The following is a 19367-nucleotide window of genomic DNA, read 5'->3' on the forward strand; positions in this document are numbered from 1 at the left end:
CATTCGTATACATCGCACCACAGGAGGCACGTAGATGGCGTGGGATTTCGATACAGACCCTGATTTCCAGCGTGAGCTGGACTGGATTGCACGTTTCGTGCGCGAAGAAGTCGAGCCGCTGGATCACGTGCTCGGCAGCCCGTGGGACATTCACGATAATCGCTTTCAGACCTTGGTGCGTCCGCTGCAGCGCATCGTCAAGGAACGCAAGCTGTGGGCTTGCCACCTCGGTCCCGAACTTGGCGGCCAGGGCTACGGCCAGGTCAAGCTGGCGCTGATGAACGAAATCCTCGGGCGATCCGAGTTCGCGCCCATCGTGTTCGGCGCGCAGGCGCCCGACTCGGGCAACAGCGAGATTCTCGCCCACTACGGGACCCCCCAGCAGAAGACGTCGTATCTCGAGCCGCTGCTCGCCAACGAGGTCGTTTCCTGCTTTGCGATGACCGAGCCGCAGGGCGGCGCCGATCCGCAGGTGTTCACGACCCGTGCCGTACGCGATGGTGATGAGTGGGTCATCACAGGGCAAAAGTGGTTTGCGTCCAACGCGCGCTATGCTGACTTCTTTATCGTCATGGCAATCACCGATCCGGATGTCTCGGTGTACAAGGGGGCGACGATGTTCATCGTGCCGGCCACCACGCAGGGTTTGAACATCATCCGCAACGCCGGTTGCGGTGATGGCGTGCCCACCCATGCCTATGTCGAGTTCGACCACGTGCGCGTCGGTGCAGACAAGGTGCTCGGCCCGGTCGGGGAGGCCTTCGTTGTCGCACAGGTGCGACTGGGGGGCGGCAGGGTGCACCACGCAATGCGCGTGATCGGCCAGGCGCAGAAGGCGCTCGATGCCTTGTGCGAGCGGGCGCTGTCGCGCACGACGCAGGGATCGCGGCTGGCCGACAAGCAGATGGTCCAGGAGCGCATCGCCGATTCATGGATCGAGCTCGAGCAGTTTCGACTGCTGGTGATGCGAACGGCATGGCGGATCGACAAGTATCAGGACTACCGGAAAGTTCGCAAGGACATCAGCGCCGTCAAGGCCGCGATGCCCAAGGTGCTCCATGACATTGCCGCGCGTGCGCTGCATCTGCATGGCTCGATCGGCGCCAGCAACGAGATGCCGTTCGCCTCGCTGGTCAATCGCGCGTTCCAGATGGGCCTGGCCGACGGCCCGACGGAAGTGCACAAGATCACGGTCGCCAAGCAGTTGCTGCGCGATTACGAAGCCTGTACGGCGCTCTTTCCCGCCTACCACCGCCCGACGGCCGAGGCCGCAGCCCGCGAGAAGTTCAAGGCAGTGCTCGGATGACCGGCGCCGACATCGGGTTCGACTGGCGCGCGGCTGCCGATCCGCAGCGTCTCGCCAGCTGGATGGACGAGGAGGGGCTCGAGGAAGGCGAGCTTGGTGACTTCGAGTTGCTGGCCGGCGGCACGCAGAACCTGATCATGCGCTTCAGGCGCGGCGAACGCCATTTCGTCTTGCGCCGCCAGCCACTGTATTCTCGCCCGGACGGTGACAAGACGATCGTGCGTGAGGCGCGCGTCCTCCGGGCGCTGGCCGCGACTCGCGTACCGCATCCGCGGCTGATCGCGGCCTGCAGCGATACCGACGTGATCGGTGCTGCCTTCTACCTCATGGAGCCGGTCGCAGGGTTCAATCCTTCCGGCAAGCCGCTGCCAGTGCCTCATGCGACCGATGCCGCTTGGCGCCGTCGCATGGGTTTCGCGATGGTCGATGCGCTGCTGGCCCTGGGCGAGGTCGTACCCGAGCAGGTTGGGCTTGCCGACTTTGGTAAGCCGCAGGGCTTCCTCGAACGGCAAGTGTCGCGCTGGCGGGCGCACCTGGAAAGCTACGCCTCGTTTTCCGGCTGGCAGGGGCCAACGAGCCTCATCGGTATTGATGAACTCGGGTGCCGACTTGAGGAGCGCCGACCAGCGCACTTCACGCCAGGGCTGCTGCATGGTGATTTCCATCTCGCGAACGTGATGTTTTCGCCCGACTCGCCGGAACTTGCGGCGGTGATCGACTGGGAGCTTGCGACCCTGGGTGATCCGTTGCTGGACCTCGGCTGGCTGGTCACGACCTGGCCCGATGCAACGGGGCATGGTACCGGCACGATTCACGTGACGCCCTGGGATGGCTTTCCGAGCGCCGAGGAGTTGGTGGACCGCTACCGGGCCGGAAGCACGCGCGATCTGTCATGCATCGACTGGTATGTTGCACTGGCCAGCTACAAGCTCGCGGTGCTGCTCGAAGCTAGCCATGCGCGTGCCTGCGCTGGTCGCGCTCCCCGCGAAATCGGTAAAAAGCACCACGCGTCAGCGCTGAGGCTCGTGGAAAGAGGGCTGGCGAAGCTCGCCTGACCCGGCGATATGAGTTGATCGGCGGACTGCATCCCGGATTGGCGAGCTTGCTGGCTGCGGGACGCACCGGCAGCCGCTCGCCATGACCAGTGCGGCTTCGGTGGCGCAGCTTAATCGGATCGACAGGGTGGCCGAAAGCGCCCGCTAAGCATGCATAGGGCATGGTTTGCGGGCGCTTTCGGCTATTACGGAAGACCCAGCAGCTTGTTGTACACGTAGTGGAAATGCTGGATGTTCTTCTCCTGATAGCGCCCCAGCGTCATGTAAGCACGGCCCTCGGCCGTCGCCTTAACGCCCTTCTGGATTTCGAGCAGGTTCGAGATGTCCTGATCGACGATGTAGCCGGCCACGCCCATCTCCGGGACATCGACGCACTTGGTGTCGAAGTCGATGTCGATCGGTGTTGCGGCAGGCGGCCGCTTGCCGCCCGGGGGGAGGGGGGCCGTGACGCGGACCTCCATGATCCCGCACTCGGGGTCGTCTCCGTAGGGCATGAAGCGATACCACCAGGGGAGCGCCTCACCCCACCACGGATGGTGATTGGGGAAGAGGAAGAACTTGGTCATCTCGAGCACCTGGGAGTGGGGGCGGTCGGACAGATCCACGCCGTAGGTCGCCTGGATGAACTTCTTGCGCTCGACGGCGCAGTGGTGACGCGCCTCGGCGATGGTCTTGATGCTGCCTTCGGGCGGCAGCGGCAGACCGAAGGTGGAGCAGAACTGACGGGCGCTCTCTTCCGGCGAGACCTTGTCGGCGATCCAGACATCCGGTACCACCGATGGCGTCACCAGCCGGTTGTAATGGGCGGTGCCGTCATCCCAGTTGTCGTACTGGGTGTAGGCCGAGCCGAAGAACGGCATCCCATCCCAATGGGTTTCGACCACGTGGTAGCCCTCCATGAAGGCTTCCTGGATCAGCTTCCAGTTGGCGCGGATCTTCTTGCGCACGTGCAGGATGGTGTAGCGCTGTTCCAGCGGATGATCGCGGAACATCTCCGGCAGACCACCGAGCGAGGCTTCCAGCGACGGGGCCTCGGGGTTGGGATTGATGAACACGTTGCCGCCCCAGATCCCCACGCGAGCCTCCGGAAGGGCATATTCCGTGGCCGAGACGTGGGGGAAGTCCTCTTCGCTGGGCACCCATTCAAGCGATCCGTCGAGGTTCCATGTCCATGCGTGGAACGGGCAGCGCAGCACGTTGCCGCCCTCGATCCCCGTTTCCTTCCGACCGCAAAGGCGACGTCCGCGGTGCGGGCACGAATTATAGAAGGCCTTGATCGTGTTCGGCGCCGTGCGCACGATGATGAACGACAAATTGATGATGTCGTAGGTCAGACGGTCGCCAACTTCGGGAATGTCCTCCTCGCGGCAGGCCAGCTGCCAGCACTTCTTCCAGATGTGCTCGACTTCGAGGTCGACGAATTCCTTCTTGTAGTACCGGTCCATCGAAATCCGCACCGAGGGGAGCGGCGCCATCGGGCTTGACCTCAGCGCCGGCGGAATGCCTTGACCGTCGGTCTCCAGCACGTGTTCCAGGGTCAGGTTGAGCCGGGACCTCGCTCCCTCCGACGACTTGGTGCCGACCGGGGCCTTCTCGAGCGTAAAGCCGTGGTGGCCGCCAAGAGGCGTCTCGGTCGCACTGCTCAGAACTGCAGACATACTGTGTCTCCTTGTAATGTCGAATCATCGCCACGTCAGCCGTCAGCGGCTGGTGCAGGATCAGTCTGCAGAGGGCGAATGCTTCGACATTTGACCTGGATCAACTCGTGCGGGCGGCTATTCGCTCCTTGGAAGGTCTGGATATGAGGCGCTGCACGTGCAGACAAAGCGGGGGCAGACCGCGCGACACAGGGGGGCCGGCCACCACGACGGCTCCGGAAGCGTCGGCTGGTCCGACGGGAGGGTGCAAGCCGGGGTGACATCCCGGTCGGGGTCACGTCGCCCGGTCGGGGTGCTTGGGGACTGCAAAAAGGGGGCGTGCTTTCGGACGCCGTGCAAACGTTCCATGGGGGCCGTCCCGGCAGTCGACGATGGTCGAGTCGGGACTTCACACGACGTGTGGCCGCTGCAATTCCAGGTGGGTTGGAGGAGGGCGGCCGGGTGAGTTAAAGGTTCTGCAATGCCGGTTGCGGAATTCTCCACGACATACAGCAGCACACATCGTCCATCGGTCACGGACGGGGTGAGGTCGGGGTCGTCGCCGTGATCGTCACTTGACCAGAAGAACGGGCACGGAGACGTCGTGTACGACCCGACTTGCAACCGAGCCGAGTACGAGGTTGGAGAAGCTGCTCATTCCCCGTGTGCCCATGACGATCGTATCGCAGCCCAGCGTCGTGACCGCGTTTCGGATCTCGGCAAGGACCTCGCCGACGGATTCATGTGGAGTGCATTTTATCCCTGCCGTGGACAGCATCTGCAGCGCCTGGGCATTCACATCCACACCGTGCTTGAGCGCGTCTGCTCGAATGCGGTTCAGCATCTCCGGCGAAAAATAGTCGCCGTGCAGCACTGTAGGGGGCTGGACGTTCAGCACGTGTACCTCCAGGCTGCCATGAGACCGCGATGCATCCACCAAATACTGGACAGCATGCTTGGCTGACTCGGATCCATCGAAGGGAAGCAGAACCTTGTGCATCTCAATCTCTCCGTTCTATCGACAATCGTCCCGCGATTCCGGTGCATTACCCAATTGGAAGCTACCGCTCGCCGATCGAATCTAGTCCTTAACGCCCGGACGCGCCAGCGCGGACAGCGGCATTCTTGCCTGCCCGCGCAATGGCACGGGTCTGGGGTGCCGAGCGCGGTAACCGGCGAAGGAAGCAGATCGGTCCGTGGGATGCGGAAGCATTGTGCGAGACATCTCCGGTTGCGGCTGGGGACGACATCTCGCATCGGTGGCTGGCTATGCTCGCCTTTCCATAACAAGCCAGGGCTATACACATGGACAGGAATATCGCTGGTACGGCAGCCTCTTGCACCGGGGCGCGGTGGCGAGTGGTGCTCTTGTGTGCCTTGGCACAGAACTGCGCGATGGGATTTGCCTTCGGTTCCTTCGGACCACTGCTTGCCAGTACCGAGGAGCACTTCGGGGTGTCGCGCGCCGTCGCCACGATGGGAATGAGCGTAGTCATGCTGGCCATCGGTGGCTTGTCCCCTTTCCTCGGCAACTTTCTGCAACTCGTCTCGGTGCGCGGGGGCATGTTGCTCGGCGCATTGCTCAGTTCGATCGGCTACTGGGGACTGGCCATCACCGATTCGTTTACGGTGGCCCTCGCGATGTTCGGTCTGATCGGCGTCGGCGTCTGCCTGTCGGCGATTCTCGGGCCGCTAACGCTTATCAGCCGGTGGTTCGAGACAAACCGGGGAAAGATGCTGAGCCTGGTCAACCTGCCGGTCGTACTTTTCCTGACGCCGTACCTGGTGGCCGAGCTGCTGCCGATTTACGGGCGGTTCGCCTTGCTGGGAGGCTTGGGCACGGTATGCGCCGTGCTCGCACTGCTGATGCTGTTGCTGGTCGAGCATCCCCCCGTTCAGGCGCAACGCGCAGTGGGCGGGGCAGGATCGGCGGTGGCTGGTGGCGAGGGGCTCACGTCGATCTTCAAGCGACCGGCGTTCTGGTTGCTTTCCCTGGGTATCGGCATCATGGCTGGTTCAGGAACCGGCTTCGTCGTGCATATCGTGCCCTTCGGCATGGGCAAGCAGATGACGCTCCAGTCCGCCTCAGCGCTGCTGTCGGTCTATGCCGCGGCGGGGATAGCCGGCACCTTGTTCTTCGGCTGGCTTTGCGATCGAATCGGCCCGCCCGCCGCCCTGGTGATCAGCGCGACTTGTCAGGCCCTGCTGTGGTGGGGATTCCTGCACGCCGACGGGGTTTCGCTTTATGTGCTGGCGGCAGTGCTGGGCATCTGCGTCGTGCCCCTGGTAATGCTGCACGGTGCCGCGATCAGCCAGATGTTCGACGCGGCCAGCGTCAGCCGCGCAATGGGCTACAGCTACTCGATCAAGCTCCCGTTCATCTTCGGGTTCGCGCCCGGGCTGGGGCTGATGTTCGAGCGCTTCGGCGGCTACGATCTGCCCTTCCTGATGACCGCCGTGATGCTTGCCGTGGCGGGGGCCTCCTTCTACCTCATGCTGCTGATTCTGCGGCGGCAGAAGGCCATCGCCGTTGCACCAATCACATCCTGAACGTTTGTACCGTAGTTCGAAGCCGCTTGTAATCGGAGAAAATTCAATGGATGAGATTACACGGAAGGTGCTCCTTTCCGTCCAGGCGTTCCTGGAGCGCCTCGTGCAATCGGACGGGCTGACACCGCATCAACTCACCGAGGCTCACATGGCGGTGACAGCGATCGGTTACCAACTTGCTCGGACGGGCTATGACGAAGCGCTTGTGGCGAAGCTGCGGCGCGACGAGCACGCCTTGTCGGCCGAGCTTCGCTCGCTGCTCGGCAGGTCGGTACCTGCGTCTGTTACCCGTCAGGCGCAGCCGCGCTGGTCCGAGGGCATTGGCGCGGAACTGACGGCCGTGCTGCAAGGGGGACAGTCCGAATCCGGCGGCGGCAAGCTCGATGCAGTGTCCGAAGCGACGGTCGCACAGCGCCTGAGGGACTTTCTGGTCTCGTACCACGAGCATGCGGACCCGGCGATCGGCGGTGGCGCGAGCAATGCGTATCAGGGCGGACGCGGCGACGGCGGGACCAAGTCGGAGTCTGGCCCGATCTACATCACTGCCGCGCCGCTGCAGGACTACTTGCGGACGCGATTCGCCGAACACCGGGAAACCACGGTGCTGGACGTGAAGCGGCTGATGGGCGGTTTCTCCAAGGAGACGTACATCGTCAAGTTGGAGTCGGGCGGGCGCGAGCAAACCATCGTGTTGCGCAAGGATGGCATGGGGCTGCCCACCGGTTCCAGCGTGACATCGGAATTCGCGGTGCTGCGCGAGGTGCACGGGACAGGAATAGCGACACCCGAGCCCCTGTGGCTGGAGGCGGACGCCAAGCATTTCGGCTCGGCCTTCATGGCGGTCGGCTTCGTCAATGGAGAGCCGGCACACCTCGTCCTCCCGGCCAAGCCTGGGGGCAGGCTGGAGTGGGCCAGGAATCTGGCCGGCACGCTGGCTGCGCTACACCGGTCGACGGCACGCAAGGACACGGACGTACGGGCAGTGCTGCGCAGCGACATCGCGGACTTGCAGCAGCGACTGGAGGAACGCGAGCGTCATCCTCACCCCGGCATCGCCTTCGGCCTTGCCTGGCTGGTGGACCACCTCGATGATCTGGAGGGCCGCCCGGCCTGCCGCGTGCATGGCGATGCGGGCTACCACAACATGCTGATGCGCGACGACCGGCTGGTGGCCTTGCTCGACTGGGAGTTCAGCCATGACAGCGACCCGGTCGAAGATCTCATCTACATCAAGCCCTTCATCGACCAGATCGAGGCCTGGCCCGACTTTCTCGAGATCTACGAAGCTGAGTCCGGATTCCGCTTCGATGCGAAGGCGGCGCGATTCTTCGATGTCTGGAAAAGCGCCCGCAACATGGTGGCCTGCATGGGATCGCTGAATTCGCTGCTGCTGCCCGGGGTGAAGGACGTGCCGCTATCGGTCGCCGGAACCATCTACATTCCCAAGTTCGAAATCGAAATGCTCGACTCGATCATTCGCGGAGCTCAAACCCATGTCTGAATCGTCGGATACCATCGCCTGGACCAAGAGCCAGAAAGGCTTCGGCACGCCCTCCGAGCGTGACGATTCCTATCACGGCCGCACGCTGGCGGAGAAGCACCACGAAATGACCGAGACCTGGTACTGGGCGTTCTACGAGCCGGAGTCCAGGCTCCACGGGTTCATCCACATCTGGACGCATCCCAACCTGAACCTGTGCACGGGAGGCATCTTTGCCCACTTCGGCCACAAGCGGGAGCAACTCGCGGCGGAGGTATTCGATTTTCGCAACTTCACGCCGGATGAGATTTTCGATGGCGAGGGCAATATCCGTCTGGCGAACGGTCTGACCGTCACATTCGAAAAGCCGATGCAGCGCATGCGCATCCAGTACGAGAACGCCGGCCGGCGGTTCAAACTCGATATGGTGCAGGAGGCGGTGCAGCCGGCGATCATGCGGGCCAACAACCAGCATTTCGAGCAGACCATGCGGGCGGTGGGTTCGGTGGTCTACGAAGGCAGGGAATACGCGTTTGACAATCTTTCGACCCGCGACCGCTCGTGGGGGGAACGCCGGCCCGAGGAGGGTCACCTGATTCCCCCCTATACGTGGATGAACGGCGCATTCTCGGAAGATTTCTCCTTCTGCATCTCGGGGCTCGACGATCCGAAGCGCAATCCGGACTGGGCTGGGCTGTATGAGGTGCCGGAAGAAAAGCTGATGAGCGACGCCTGGATTTACGACCACGGCAAGCCGTTGCGACTGACGAAAATGTCGAAGCTCACCGAACGCGCGGAAGACGGTCTGCGCCCGGTCAGAAGCGTCATTGATTGCGAAACCGAGGATGGCCGGGCTTTCCGCTTCGTCGGCGAGGTCACGGCCAGCAACCCCTGGCACTGCTGGCAGAACGCGCTGTGCCACTGCGGACTGACGAAATGGACGTCACCCCAGTTCGATAGCGTCGGCTGGGGCGAGACCCAGGAAGTGCAGTGGAACGACTACGTCGCACGAGTGTGCAAGCCCATCTGATCCGCGAAGCTTGAAGCAGGCGGGCCTGGCCCGCCTGCCTCGGCTGTTCCGTCGTCGCGCGCAGGGATTTCAGCGGTATTGCCGCCCCGCGCGCGAGCTCAGTTGAAGCAGCTCAGCCCATTCTCAAGACGCTCGCGGCATTCCGCGACCATGCGCTCGATGAGCTCGGCGCAGGTGGGTATGTCGTCGATCAGACCGACCACCACGCCTGCGGTCACGATGCCCTCCTGGGGCTCTCCGGCTTCGAGAGCGGCCTTGCCGCGCGCCCCGGCGACGAGCGGACGGATATCCTCGAAGGTGCAACCGCGACGCTCCGTCGCTACCACTTCATCCGATATCCGGTTCTTCAGCACCCGGGCAGTGTTTCGGAGCGAACGGAAGATCAGGTTGGTGTCGCGCTCGCTGGCATCGAGCAGTGCCCGTTTGATGTTTTCATGGATCGGCGCTTCCTTCGTTGCGCAGAAGCGGGTCCCCATGTTGACGCCGGCAGCGCCGAGCGCAAGCGCAGCCGCCATCCCGCGACCGTCGGCGATGCCGCCCGAGGCGATGACCGGCACCTTGAGCCGGCTGGCCGCCGCGGGGATCAGCACCAGCCCGGGGATGTCTTCCTCACCGGGGTGGCCCGCACACTCGAAGCCGTCGATACTGATCGCATCGACCCCGAGGCGCTCGGCGGTCACGGCATGGCGGACCGACACGCATTTGTGAATGACCTTGAGGCCGGCGGACTTCATCCTGGGGATGAAGTCCGTGGCCTTGCTGCCCGCCGTCTCGACGATTCCAACTCCCTTCTCGATGATCACATCGAGATAGGCGTCGTACGGTGGCGGTGTGATCGTCGGAAAGATCGTCAGGTTCACGCCGAATGGCCGGTCGGTCATCTCCCGGCATCGATCGATCTCCCGGCCCAGCGCCTCGGGCGTGGGTTGTGTGAGACCGGTCAGAATGCCGAGTCCGCCGGCATTCGATACGGCCGACGACAATTCCGCTCGGCCGACCCACTGCATACCGCCCTGAATGATCGGATAGCGGGTGCCCAGTAGTTCGGTGACAGGGGTTTTCATCTGCATGCCTTCAGCCCAGGGTTGGGGTCAACTTGGTGAGCCCATTCTGCGTATCAGGCAGGCTGGCTCGGTATGCTCGACATGTTAGCCAAGGTCGGTCACCGCGATTGCCTGCCGTTGCAGTCGCCCTTGATTACTCCCCGTGCTCGAACGCGGCCGTGAAACCCGTGCGCCGTAGGGGCGCGTTGTCGATCCGGCCCGGAACAAGGCAGCAGGCACGCTCCCCTTGTCCCGTCAGGCAATCGCAAGTGTCCCTTGTGCTCCTCGTGTGCCGCGGTGATTGGACCCGAGTGAAAATGCCAAACGTTGAAACGTGACGCCGGGCGAGAACGGCCAGTCCCCCTGGGGAATCAATGGTCGCTTCTATCGACAGGTCCAAATTCGGATGCTGCGAACGCTGCGGATCTTTCTGTTCCATTTGTGGTTCGGGCGGTGCAGAGCGAAGCGATGCTCGGCTTGCCCACCGCGACCTTTATCGTAGGAGAAGCTCTTGAAAGTTCTCGTTTCCGTCAAGCGGGTGGTGGATTACAACGTCAAGGTCCGACCCAGGTCGGACGGCAGCGGCATCGATCTGGACAACGTCAAGATGGGCATCAACCCGTTCGACGAGATCGCCGTTGAAGAGGCGGTCCGTCTCAAGGAGAGCGGCGTTGTTACTGAAATCGTTGTCGTCTCCTGCGGCGTGGCCCAATGCCAGGAAACGCTGCGCACCGCGCTGGCCATGGGCGCCGACCGGGCCATCCTGGTCGAGACCACCGAGGAGTTGCAGCCGCTGGCCGTGGCCAAGTTGCTCAAGGCCCTGGCCGACAAGGAGCAGCCCCACCTCATGATTCTGGGCAAGCAGGCGATCGATGACGACTGCAACCAGACCGGCCAGATGCTCGCTGCGTTGCTCGACCGGCCTCAGGCGACCTTTGCCTCGAAGGTGGTGCTCGCCAACGGGACGGCCACCGTCACCCGCGAGGTCGACGGCGGTCTCGAGACGGTCACGCTCGTGCTGCCGGCCATCGTGACCACCGATCTGCGCCTGAACGAGCCGCGCTATGTCACGCTGCCCAACATCATGAAGGCAAAGAAAAAGCCGCTCGAGACGCTCACTCCTTCAGCGCTCGGCGTGGACATCACGCCACGGCTCAAGACGCTCAAGGTCAGCGAGCCGCCCAAGCGGTCGGCTGGCGTGAAGGTGCCCGATGTCGCGACCCTGGTCGCCAAGTTGAAGAACGAAGCCAAGGTAATCTGATCATGACTGCACTCCTTATTGCCGAACACGACCACGGCAGCCTCAAGAGCGCCACCCTCAACATCGTTACTGCCGCACAGGCCTGCGGCGGCGAAGTCCATGTGCTGATTGCCGGCCACAACGCCGGTGAAGCGGCCCGGCAGGCCGCGCAACTCAGCGGCGTCACCAAGGTTCTGTTGGCCGATGCCCCGCAACTGGCCGAACAGTTGGCCGAGAACGTCGCCGCCCAGGTGCTGGCACTGGCCGGCAACTACAGTCATATCCTGTTTCCCTCCACTGCCAACGGCAAGAACGTCGCCCCGCGCGTGGCAGCCAAGCTTGATGTCGCGCAGGTCAGTGACATCATCAAGGTGCTCGGCCCCGACACCTTCGAGCGTCCCATCTACGCCGGCAACGCCATCGCCACCGTGCAAAGCAGTGATGCGGTCAAGGTTCTGACCGTGCGCACGACCGGCTTCGAGGCCGCTGCGGCCACCGGCGGCAACGCCAGCGTCGAGCACGTGCCGGCCGTGGGCGACAGCGGCACCTCCAGTTTCGTCGGCAGGGATGTCACCAAGAACGACCGCCCCGAACTCACTGCCGCCAAGATCATCGTCTCGGGCGGCCGTGCGCTTGGGTCGGCGGACAAGTTCAACGAGGTGCTCACGCCGCTCGCCGACAAGCTCGGTGCCGCCCTCGGCGCCAGCCGTGCCGCCGTCGACGCCGGCTATGCGCCGAACGATCTGCAGGTCGGGCAGACCGGCAAGATCGTTGCGCCCGACCTCTACATCGCCTGCGGCATCAGCGGCGCCATCCAGCACCTGGCCGGCATGAAGGACAGCAAGATCATCGTGGCGATCAACAAGGATTCCGAGGCCCCGATCTTCTCAATCGCCGACTATGGCCTCGAGGCCGACCTGTTTACCGCGATTCCGGAACTGATTCGCGCGCTGGAGGATTGAGGCGGGAACGTGTAATGATGAGTCGCGCGGGCCGGCATTGTCGGCCCGCGCTTTTGGTGCCACCCGTCGTCTGCAATGGAAATTTCGAATCGCGATGCGCGACGAATGTCAGATGCCCCGTTGCGGCAGGCTTCCGTCGCGGGGTGTGGCTTGAGGCTGCTGCCTTCTGGTCAGGCCGCCTGGCAATGGTTGTCTGGCCCATGCAGCCGGTACGCTGCGGGCCTCATGCCCGGATAAGCAGTCAGAAGACGTTCTTCCATTCGCGCAGCGCCGCAAAGATCTCGACATCGCCCTGGAGTGGATGACCACGGAAATCCTCTGCTGCGGTGATTACGGCGGGTTCGCGCACGCGCAGGAATGGATTGGTCTGCAACTCGAGTCCGATGGTCGTCGGAACGGTTGGCCGCCCTGCGGCACGCAGATGTTCCACTTCTGTCACCCTCCTCCGGAGCGCTTCGTTTTCCGGTTCGACCGCCACTGCGAAGCGCAAATTGCTCGTGGTGTACTCATGCGCGCAATACACCTCGGTCTCCTGCGGCAAGGCAGCAAGCCGCGACAGCGATTGCCACATCTGCTCGGGCGTACCCTCGAAAATACGGCCGCATCCACCGGCGAACAGGGTGTCACCCGCGAACACGGTGTTCGAACCCGAGTAGGCGATGTGGCCGAGCGTGTGACCGCCGACATCAAGCACGTCGAATTCGAGGTCGAGATCCGGAAGGCTCACTCGATCACCGGGGGCCAGCGGCCTGTTGACGAGCGGGATTGCCTCGGTGGCGGGACCGTACACAGGCACCGGTTGCCAGGCCAGCAACTCGGCGACGCCACCGACGTGGTCGGGGTGATGGTGGGTGAGGAGGATGGCTGCCAGCGTGCAGCCGCGTTCCTCAATGGCCTTCATCACCGGAGCGGCATCGCCCGGGTCGACCACGGCCACCCGCGTGCCCTTGCGCAGCAGCCAGATGTAATTGTCTTCGAAAGCGGGCACAGCAACGATCTGGTCCATGGGATTTCAGGTCCGTAACATGAGTTCCGGCAAAGTGTCCCACGACATTGCGGCGTCCCTTGTCTCCTTCTGCAAGTGGGTTGTTCCGTCCGGCAGGACGCTTCTGCTCTCGCGCCCCAAGACGTACTTCATCCGCAGACAACTGTCCGCCGTCGTTGATTGCTACGTTTGGACCCTGAGCAACACGCATCTGCCAAGCCCTCCCGGGCGCTTCGGTCCCCGACTGACAGCAACGAAGTATTTCTGAGATCTAGCCTGAATCATGACCAAGAGTGTAACGACCCTGGAAGACAAGTACTTGCTCGAGACCGGCAGGGTTTTCATTTCATCCAACCAGGCGCTGGTACGCCTGCTGCTCGACCAGGCCCGCCGTGACCGGGCTGCGGGGCTGGCGACTTCGGGCTATATCTCCGGTTACCGGGGCTCCCCGTTGGGCGTGTATGACGCCGCGCTCTGGGGGGCGCAGAAGCTTCTCGATCAGCACGATCTCCGTTTTCAGCCGGGGCTGAACGAGGAGCTTGCAGCGACCTCGATTCGCGGCACGCAGGAGCTCGAGTGGTTCGGCAAGTCGAAGTATCAGGGCGTGTTCGGGCTCTGGTACGGCAAGGGGCTCGGCGTCGACCGCGCGTGCGAATCGCTGAAGCTCGGAAACCTCGAAGGAACGTCGGCGTACGGCGGCGTGCTCGCGGTGGCGGGCGACGATCACGGCGGTAAATCCTCGGCCAGCGCGCATCAGTCGGAGCACACCTTGATCGCAGGCTTCCTGCCGGTGCTGTATCCCGCGACCATCCGGGAGATCCTCGAATACGGAATCTTCGGCTGGGAATTGTCGCGATACAGCGGCCTGTATGTCGGCCTCAAGTGCATCACCGACACCCTGGATCTGTCGGCTTCTATCGAACTGCCGAATGCCTACCGGCCGTTCGTGACGCCAGATATCGAGCTTCCACCCGAGGGGCTGAACCTGCGCCAGAAGTTGCCGCCTCTGGTGCAGGAAGACTGGGTCGTCAACAAGCGCCTGCCGGCCGCGGCCGCCTTCGCGCGTGCCAATGGTATCGACCGTACGATCGTCGATGCGGAGCGCCGCACGCTGTCGCTGGTGGCTGCCGGGAAGGCCTATCTGGATCTGCGTCAGGCGCTTGTCGACCTCGGTCTCGACGAGGCCCGCATGCGTGCCCTCGGTGTCCGTCTCTACAAACCCGGCATGATCTGGCCCCTCGAGCGCGAGCAAGCGGTCGCCTTCGCCGAAGGTAGCCAGGCGGTTCTCGTGGTCGAGGAGAAGCGCCCGGTCATCGAAGATCAGCTCGCACGTCATCTGTACGGCATCCGCGCCGACCGCCGCCCTGCACTGGCTGGCAAACAGGATCTCAACGGTGTGTCGTTGCTGCCGCTGGTCGGCGAGCTGACGCCGGGTGCCGTCCGCCACGCCCTCAAGGTAGTGCTTGTGCAGCTCGGCCTGGCTGACGAGGACCTGCTGGCACGTTACACGAACTTCGAGCGGCTCGAGCAGCGCGCCCTGTCCGTCGGCGGCAACAAGGCGCGTCCGGCCTTCTACTGTTCGGGTTGTCCGCACAATACCAGCACCAAGATTCCGGACGGCAGTATCGCGATCAGCGCAGTGGGCTGTCAGGGTCTTGCCGCGTACGTGATGCCCGAAAGGCGCACCATGTACCCGATGCCGATGGGCGGCGACGGAATGCCCTGGGTCTCGGTCGGTCCCTTGGTGGACAGACCCCATATTTTCCAGAACATGGGCGATGGCACCTATTCGCACTCGGGCGTCCTGGCGATTCGTGCCGCGGTGGCCGCCAACGCCAACATGACGTTCAAGATTCTGTTCAACGACGCCGTTGCGATGACCGGCGGCCAGCCAGTCGAAGCCCATTTCACGCCCACCGGTCTGGTCAGCCAGCTCCTCGCCGAAGGGGTCATGCCGGTGGCGCTGGTCTCGGACGCACCGGAGCAGTACGCCACGGGTACGTTGCCTCCCGGCGTGAAGGTCTACCACCGCGACATGCTCGATCGCCTGCAGCGAGAGCTGCGCGAGCTCAAGGGCGTATCGGCCATCGTCTATGAGCAGACCTGCGCGACTGAAAAGCGTCGTCGCCGCAAACGCGGAGCCTATCCGGATCCGGACAAGCGTGTCTTCATCAACCCCGAAGTCTGCGAGGGCTGTGGCGACTGTTCGGCGCAGTCCAACTGTGTCAGCATCCAGCCGCTCGAGACGGAGTTCGGGCGAAAGCGCGTGATCGACCAGTCGACCTGCAACAAGGACTTCAGCTGCATTAAGGGCTTCTGTCCGTCGTTTGTCACCGTCTCCGGCGCCAAGATCGCCAGGAAGACGGGCCTTGGAGGCGCGAAGTTCGACGCGTTGATCGCTACCCTGCCGGAACCTGCATGCATTTCAGTCGATGCGCAGGAATACAACGTGCTCGTGGCGGGCATCGGCGGCACCGGCGTCCTTACCGTCGGTGCGCTTCTCGGCATGGCGGCCCACCTTGAAGGCAAGGGGTGCTCGATCCTCGATATGACCGGCATGGCGCAGAAAGGCGGCGCCGTGACCAGCCACCTGCGTATCGGCGCCTCGCCCGACGCGATCAACAACTCGCGTCTCGGCCCCGGTATGGCGGATCTGATGCTCGCCTGTGACATGATTGTCGCGTCGGGCCGCGAAGTGATGAAGACCGTTCATCCGGGCCATACCCGCGCGGTCGTCAATGCAGACGTGACCCCCACCGGCGAGTTCCAGACCCATCGCGACATGGACTTTGGCGGTGCGGATCTCGAAGCGGTGATCCGCGACGGCCTTGCCGGCGGCGAGATGTTCAGCTTCAACGCCACGCGGCTGGCTACCGATCTGATCGGTGACAGTATTGCCACCAACGTGCTGATGGTCGGCTATGCGGCCCAGAAAGGCTTGCTGCCGGTTTCCATCGCATCGCTCGAAGAGGCCATCCGGCTGAACGGAACCTTCGTCGAAGGCAATCTGCGTACCTTCGCATTCGGGCGACTCGTGGCCCACGCGCCGGCAGTGTTTGACGAGCTGGCGTCCGAGCAGGACAAACTGCCTCGCCTGGACACGATCGAGTCAGTGATCGCCAGCCGCAAGCACCTGCTGACCGACTATCAGGATGCTGCGTACGCGCAGCGCTATGAGGAATTCGTGCGCGATATCGAGCGACGCGTCGGCGAGCGGAAGATCGACGGTAGCGAAACCTTCGTGCGTGAGGTGGCGCTGACGCTGGCGCGGCTGATGGCCTACAAGGACGAGTATGAGGTCGCGCGGCTGCACAGCGATCCGAAGTTCCTGGACCGTTTGAACGCGCAATTCACCGGAAACTTCAAGGTCAAGTTCCATCTTGCCCCGCCGCTGCTTCCTGGCCGCGATCGGGCTACCGGCTTGCCGCGCAAGCGCAAGTTTGGCGCCTGGGTGCTGCCGGTGTTCCGGATGCTCAAGGCGTTCAAGGGCCTCCGCGGCACCGTCTTCGACCCCTTCGGCCATACGCAGGAGCGGCGTATGGAACGGCATCTGATCGCGCAATACCGCGCGACGATTGAGGATCTGGCGGCGCGTCTGGCCCCGCATAACCTGGCGCTAGCGATCGAACTGGCCCGGCTGGCCGCCGACGTTCGCGGCTACGGCCATGTCAAGGACGAGTCCATCCGGACGTATCAGGTACGCAAGGAGAAACTACTGGCCGATTTCCAGGCCGCACTTCCCGAGCCACGCAAGACCATACATCTCGCATTGGCGAAGGACTAGCCATCGCTACATCGATGTTCCGTGCGATTGCCCGACTGGCATCCTGTCGGCCCGCCTGGCCGGCACGCCTTGTCCGCAGGGGCTGGTCGTCCTTGCGACGGGTGCGGGCAAAGTCCCCGTGCACTTCGTTTCGGGAGGCGCGGGGGCGCATCGCCGACAAGGAGGCATCCGTCCCGGCAACGATCGGTGCGCGCTGTGGCGGACTGAATGATGCGGCTTACTGCGAGTCCGACGTCGTCAGGCAGATCTCCCGGAGGCGCACGATATGCGCGAGCCGCAAGTCGAGTTCTGCTTCCAGATAGGCCGGAACCGACCCCCATTCGCCCTCGATGGCATGAAAGGCGTCGAGCAGCAGCGATTGCCCGTTGCGATTGACCAGCACCCGCGGCTTCAGCGCGGCCTTTCCTCGCTTCTTCAGTATGTCGACGTAGTAGCGGGCGAAGGCATTGTGCTCGGCCTGCGCGACCAGCTTGTCGTGATCGAGTTCGTTCTCGACACGGCGGCACCGTGTGGACAGATCGTAGTCCGCCAGAATGGTGTCACGGGAGACGCCAAGGGTACTGAGCAACAGGCCGATAGCCAGTCCGGTCCGATCCTGTCCTGCCGAGCAATGGACAAGGAGTGGCGTGTGGGCCTCGAGCAGTGCCTCGAACATCGCCTTGAGGGAAGGAGCGAGAAGCTTCGGGAAGGTGGCATAGAGCGAGTCGTGCATCTCGTTCATGCCTGCTTGTCCGCGTCCCTTCCGATGGGCGAACAGAAGTTGCGCATCGTACTCGACGCCGATATGGCGGGTGTGCTCGCCGCCCTGCCAGGCTGTCGGTGACAGTTCCCGCTCTTCGCGGGAGCGGAGGTCGCACACGGCGCGGACGCCTTGTTCGGCCATCCAGTGCCACGCTGAGGGCGCGAATCGGGACATCGCCCCTGATCGATACACGCTGCCCCAGCGCACGCTCCGCCCGTCGGCGGCGTCGTAACCGCCAATGTCCCGCAGATTGGAAGCGCCCTCTAGCTCGATGTGCCGACTGTTTGCAGTCATGTTTGATGGAACGTGCTGGCCTATGACGACGGTTGATGCCGCAAGTGGCGACCCTATTGTCTCAAAGGCGTCGGGATCATTCTGCTGGATGCCGAAAAGGGAATGTTCGAATGCCGTTGCGGACAAGTTCGAATGCTGCTGCCGGTGATCGAGCAACTTGTCCGAGACCGGCACCCTGGGTACGGACGAAACGGTTTCGATCATCGTCTCGTCTGCGGCGGTCTGGATGCAATATCGCCTTCCGTCCTGGGCAATTCGTCTGAAGTACAAGGACTATGATCGATTACGTATTCCAGCAGGCGTGGTTGCCGGAAGGCTGGAGGCGAAGGTGAATCCCAGTGGAGGAGGCCATGTCGAATCGTGGAGTTGCGATCGTCATCGGAGCTGCCGCAGCAATTCTGATTGGTGAGGTCGTGCGGGACACGCGGAATCAGAGTTCGCAGGTCGATGTGGATGCTTCGTCGCCAGGCAGGGTGCTTGCACACGAATCGGTTCCTAGCTGTGTGTCCCCATGTGGTTGGGCTGCACTGTTTCATCATCGGTAGAAAGCTATGTTTCGACGGCAGGTCGCAAGAAGCGTCACGGTTTCGAAGGAATTGCTGCAGCGCCGGCGGCTGAAGCCTTGAGGGTGAAAGTGCCGTCGAGAAACGCTCAGTTCCCGTTCCGCTCCGAGTGCGCGGAAAGCGATGGAGTCGCAAGCTGGCTCTTGGCGCGATGAAGGGCGCCAAGAAGCTGTTCTTTTGAGCTGCTCCGTTTTAGTCGACCCCCGACGGGATGCCTCTCCTCCTGTTCAACATCCCGTTGGTTTTTTTACCGGGCTTCGGCCCGGATTTTTTTGTATACGCGTGCATGGCAGCAGGGATGCACTTCATCTTGACGTCGTCTGTCGTGATTCCGTCAGCGTGGACGCTGGCTCGGACTGCCGAGGGCAGTCGTGAATGCCGATCACCGGGACAGGTAGGGCGCCACGGAGTTTGGGTGCTTCGAACAGTGACAGCTTTAGGGAGTGGATGAGAAGTGCAAAGGGAATCGATGGAGTTTGATGTGCTGATTGTCGGCGGGGGGCCTGCTGGATTGGCCGCGGCGGTTCGCCTTAAGCAACTCGCCGCCGAGGCGGGGTGCGAACTGTCAGTATGTCTGATTGAGAAGGCTGCCGAGATCGGTGCCCACATCCTGTCGGGCGCGGTGATGGACCCGCGCGCGCTCACCGAGCTCTTCCCCGACTGGAAGGAACGCGGCGCCCCGCTCAACACCGCGGT

At 63.1% G+C, this 19367-nt stretch carries 14 protein-coding genes; 9 read left to right on the forward strand and 5 right to left on the reverse strand.

The genetic code is table 11. The features are described 5' to 3' along the window. Positions 1-34 precede the first annotated feature (34 nt). Positions 35-1306 carry an acyl-CoA dehydrogenase family protein gene (locus AC3A35_RS04460; RefSeq protein ID WP_487434676.1) on the forward strand — a complete coding sequence of 424 codons (1272 nt, stop codon included), beginning with the start codon at positions 35-37 and terminating at the stop codon, positions 1304-1306. Beyond that, positions 1303-2361 (forward strand): phosphotransferase family protein, encoded by a 1059-nt coding sequence (locus tag AC3A35_RS04465; protein WP_487434677.1) that lies wholly within the window; start codon positions 1303-1305, stop codon positions 2359-2361. The genes AC3A35_RS04460 and AC3A35_RS04465 overlap by 4 nt, the downstream gene beginning before the upstream one ends. Before the next feature lie 185 nt (positions 2362-2546). On the opposite strand, the gene AC3A35_RS04470 is transcribed toward AC3A35_RS04465, so the two are convergent. Together AC3A35_RS04470 and AC3A35_RS04475 are read right to left on the reverse strand one after the other, a co-directional pair. Continuing rightward, the gene (locus tag AC3A35_RS04470) at positions 2547-4019 is read right to left on the reverse strand and encodes an aromatic ring-hydroxylating oxygenase subunit alpha (RefSeq protein WP_487434678.1); all 1473 of its coding nucleotides are present in this window, start codon (positions 4017-4019) and stop codon (positions 2547-2549) included. Between the two features lie 550 nt (positions 4020-4569). After that, on the reverse strand, positions 4570-4998 hold the full coding sequence (locus AC3A35_RS04475; RefSeq protein WP_487434679.1) for a universal stress protein: 429 nt from the start codon (positions 4996-4998) through the stop codon (positions 4570-4572). A 305-nt stretch (positions 4999-5303) separates the two neighbouring features. Between AC3A35_RS04475 and AC3A35_RS04480 the strand changes: the two genes are divergently transcribed. The 3 genes from AC3A35_RS04480 to AC3A35_RS04490 are packed head-to-tail and all read left to right on the forward strand — an operon-like array spanning position 5304 to position 9058. Further along, a complete protein-coding gene (locus tag AC3A35_RS04480) occupies positions 5304-6548 on the forward strand; it encodes an MFS transporter (RefSeq protein WP_487434680.1) in 1245 nt (414 codons plus the stop codon). After that, complete coding sequence (locus AC3A35_RS04485; protein WP_487434681.1) at positions 6529-8049, forward strand: phosphotransferase family protein; 1521 nt, start codon at positions 6529-6531, stop codon at positions 8047-8049. Before AC3A35_RS04480 ends, AC3A35_RS04485 begins: the two co-directional genes overlap by 20 nt. Next, a complete protein-coding gene (locus AC3A35_RS04490) occupies positions 8042-9058 on the forward strand; it encodes a DUF7064 domain-containing protein (RefSeq protein ID WP_487434682.1) in 1017 nt (338 codons plus the stop codon). The genes AC3A35_RS04485 and AC3A35_RS04490 overlap by 8 nt, the downstream gene beginning before the upstream one ends. 98 nt (positions 9059-9156) lie before the next feature. Here AC3A35_RS04490 and AC3A35_RS04495 read toward each other — a convergent pair whose 3' ends face one another. Further along, entirely contained in the window at positions 9157-10122 is a 966-nt protein-coding gene (locus AC3A35_RS04495; protein WP_487434683.1) for an NAD(P)H-dependent flavin oxidoreductase, read from the reverse strand. A gap of 490 nt (positions 10123-10612) precedes the next feature. Here AC3A35_RS04495 and AC3A35_RS04500 point away from each other — a divergent pair, with 490 nt between their 5' ends. Together AC3A35_RS04500 and AC3A35_RS04505 are read left to right on the forward strand one after the other, a co-directional pair. Then, complete coding sequence (locus AC3A35_RS04500) at positions 10613-11362, forward strand: electron transfer flavoprotein subunit beta/FixA family protein (protein WP_487434684.1); 750 nt, start codon at positions 10613-10615, stop codon at positions 11360-11362. A 2-nt stretch (positions 11363-11364) separates the two neighbouring features. Beyond that, a complete protein-coding gene (locus AC3A35_RS04505) occupies positions 11365-12303 on the forward strand; it encodes an electron transfer flavoprotein subunit alpha/FixB family protein (RefSeq protein ID WP_487434685.1) in 939 nt (312 codons plus the stop codon). 241 nt (positions 12304-12544) lie between these two features. Here AC3A35_RS04505 and gloB read toward each other — a convergent pair whose 3' ends face one another. Further along, entirely contained in the window at positions 12545-13309 is a 765-nt protein-coding gene (gene gloB, locus AC3A35_RS04510) for a hydroxyacylglutathione hydrolase (RefSeq protein ID WP_487434686.1), read from the reverse strand. A gap of 262 nt (positions 13310-13571) precedes the next feature. Here gloB and AC3A35_RS04515 point away from each other — a divergent pair, with 262 nt between their 5' ends. Beyond that, entirely contained in the window at positions 13572-17072 is a 3501-nt protein-coding gene (locus tag AC3A35_RS04515; RefSeq protein ID WP_487434687.1) for an indolepyruvate ferredoxin oxidoreductase family protein, read from the forward strand. 217 nt (positions 17073-17289) lie between these two features. On the opposite strand, the gene AC3A35_RS04520 is transcribed toward AC3A35_RS04515, so the two are convergent. Continuing rightward, on the reverse strand, positions 17290-18312 hold the full coding sequence (locus tag AC3A35_RS04520) for a tyrosine-protein phosphatase (protein WP_487434688.1): 1023 nt from the start codon (positions 18310-18312) through the stop codon (positions 17290-17292). Positions 18313-19125: 813 nt separating this feature from the next. Here AC3A35_RS04520 and AC3A35_RS04525 point away from each other — a divergent pair. Then, on the forward strand, positions 19126-19367 hold a 242-nt coding region (locus AC3A35_RS04525), incomplete at its 3' end, for an NAD(P)/FAD-dependent oxidoreductase (RefSeq protein WP_487434689.1).

It is taken from the genome of Azoarcus sp. Soil_N_20 (assembly GCF_057656155.1).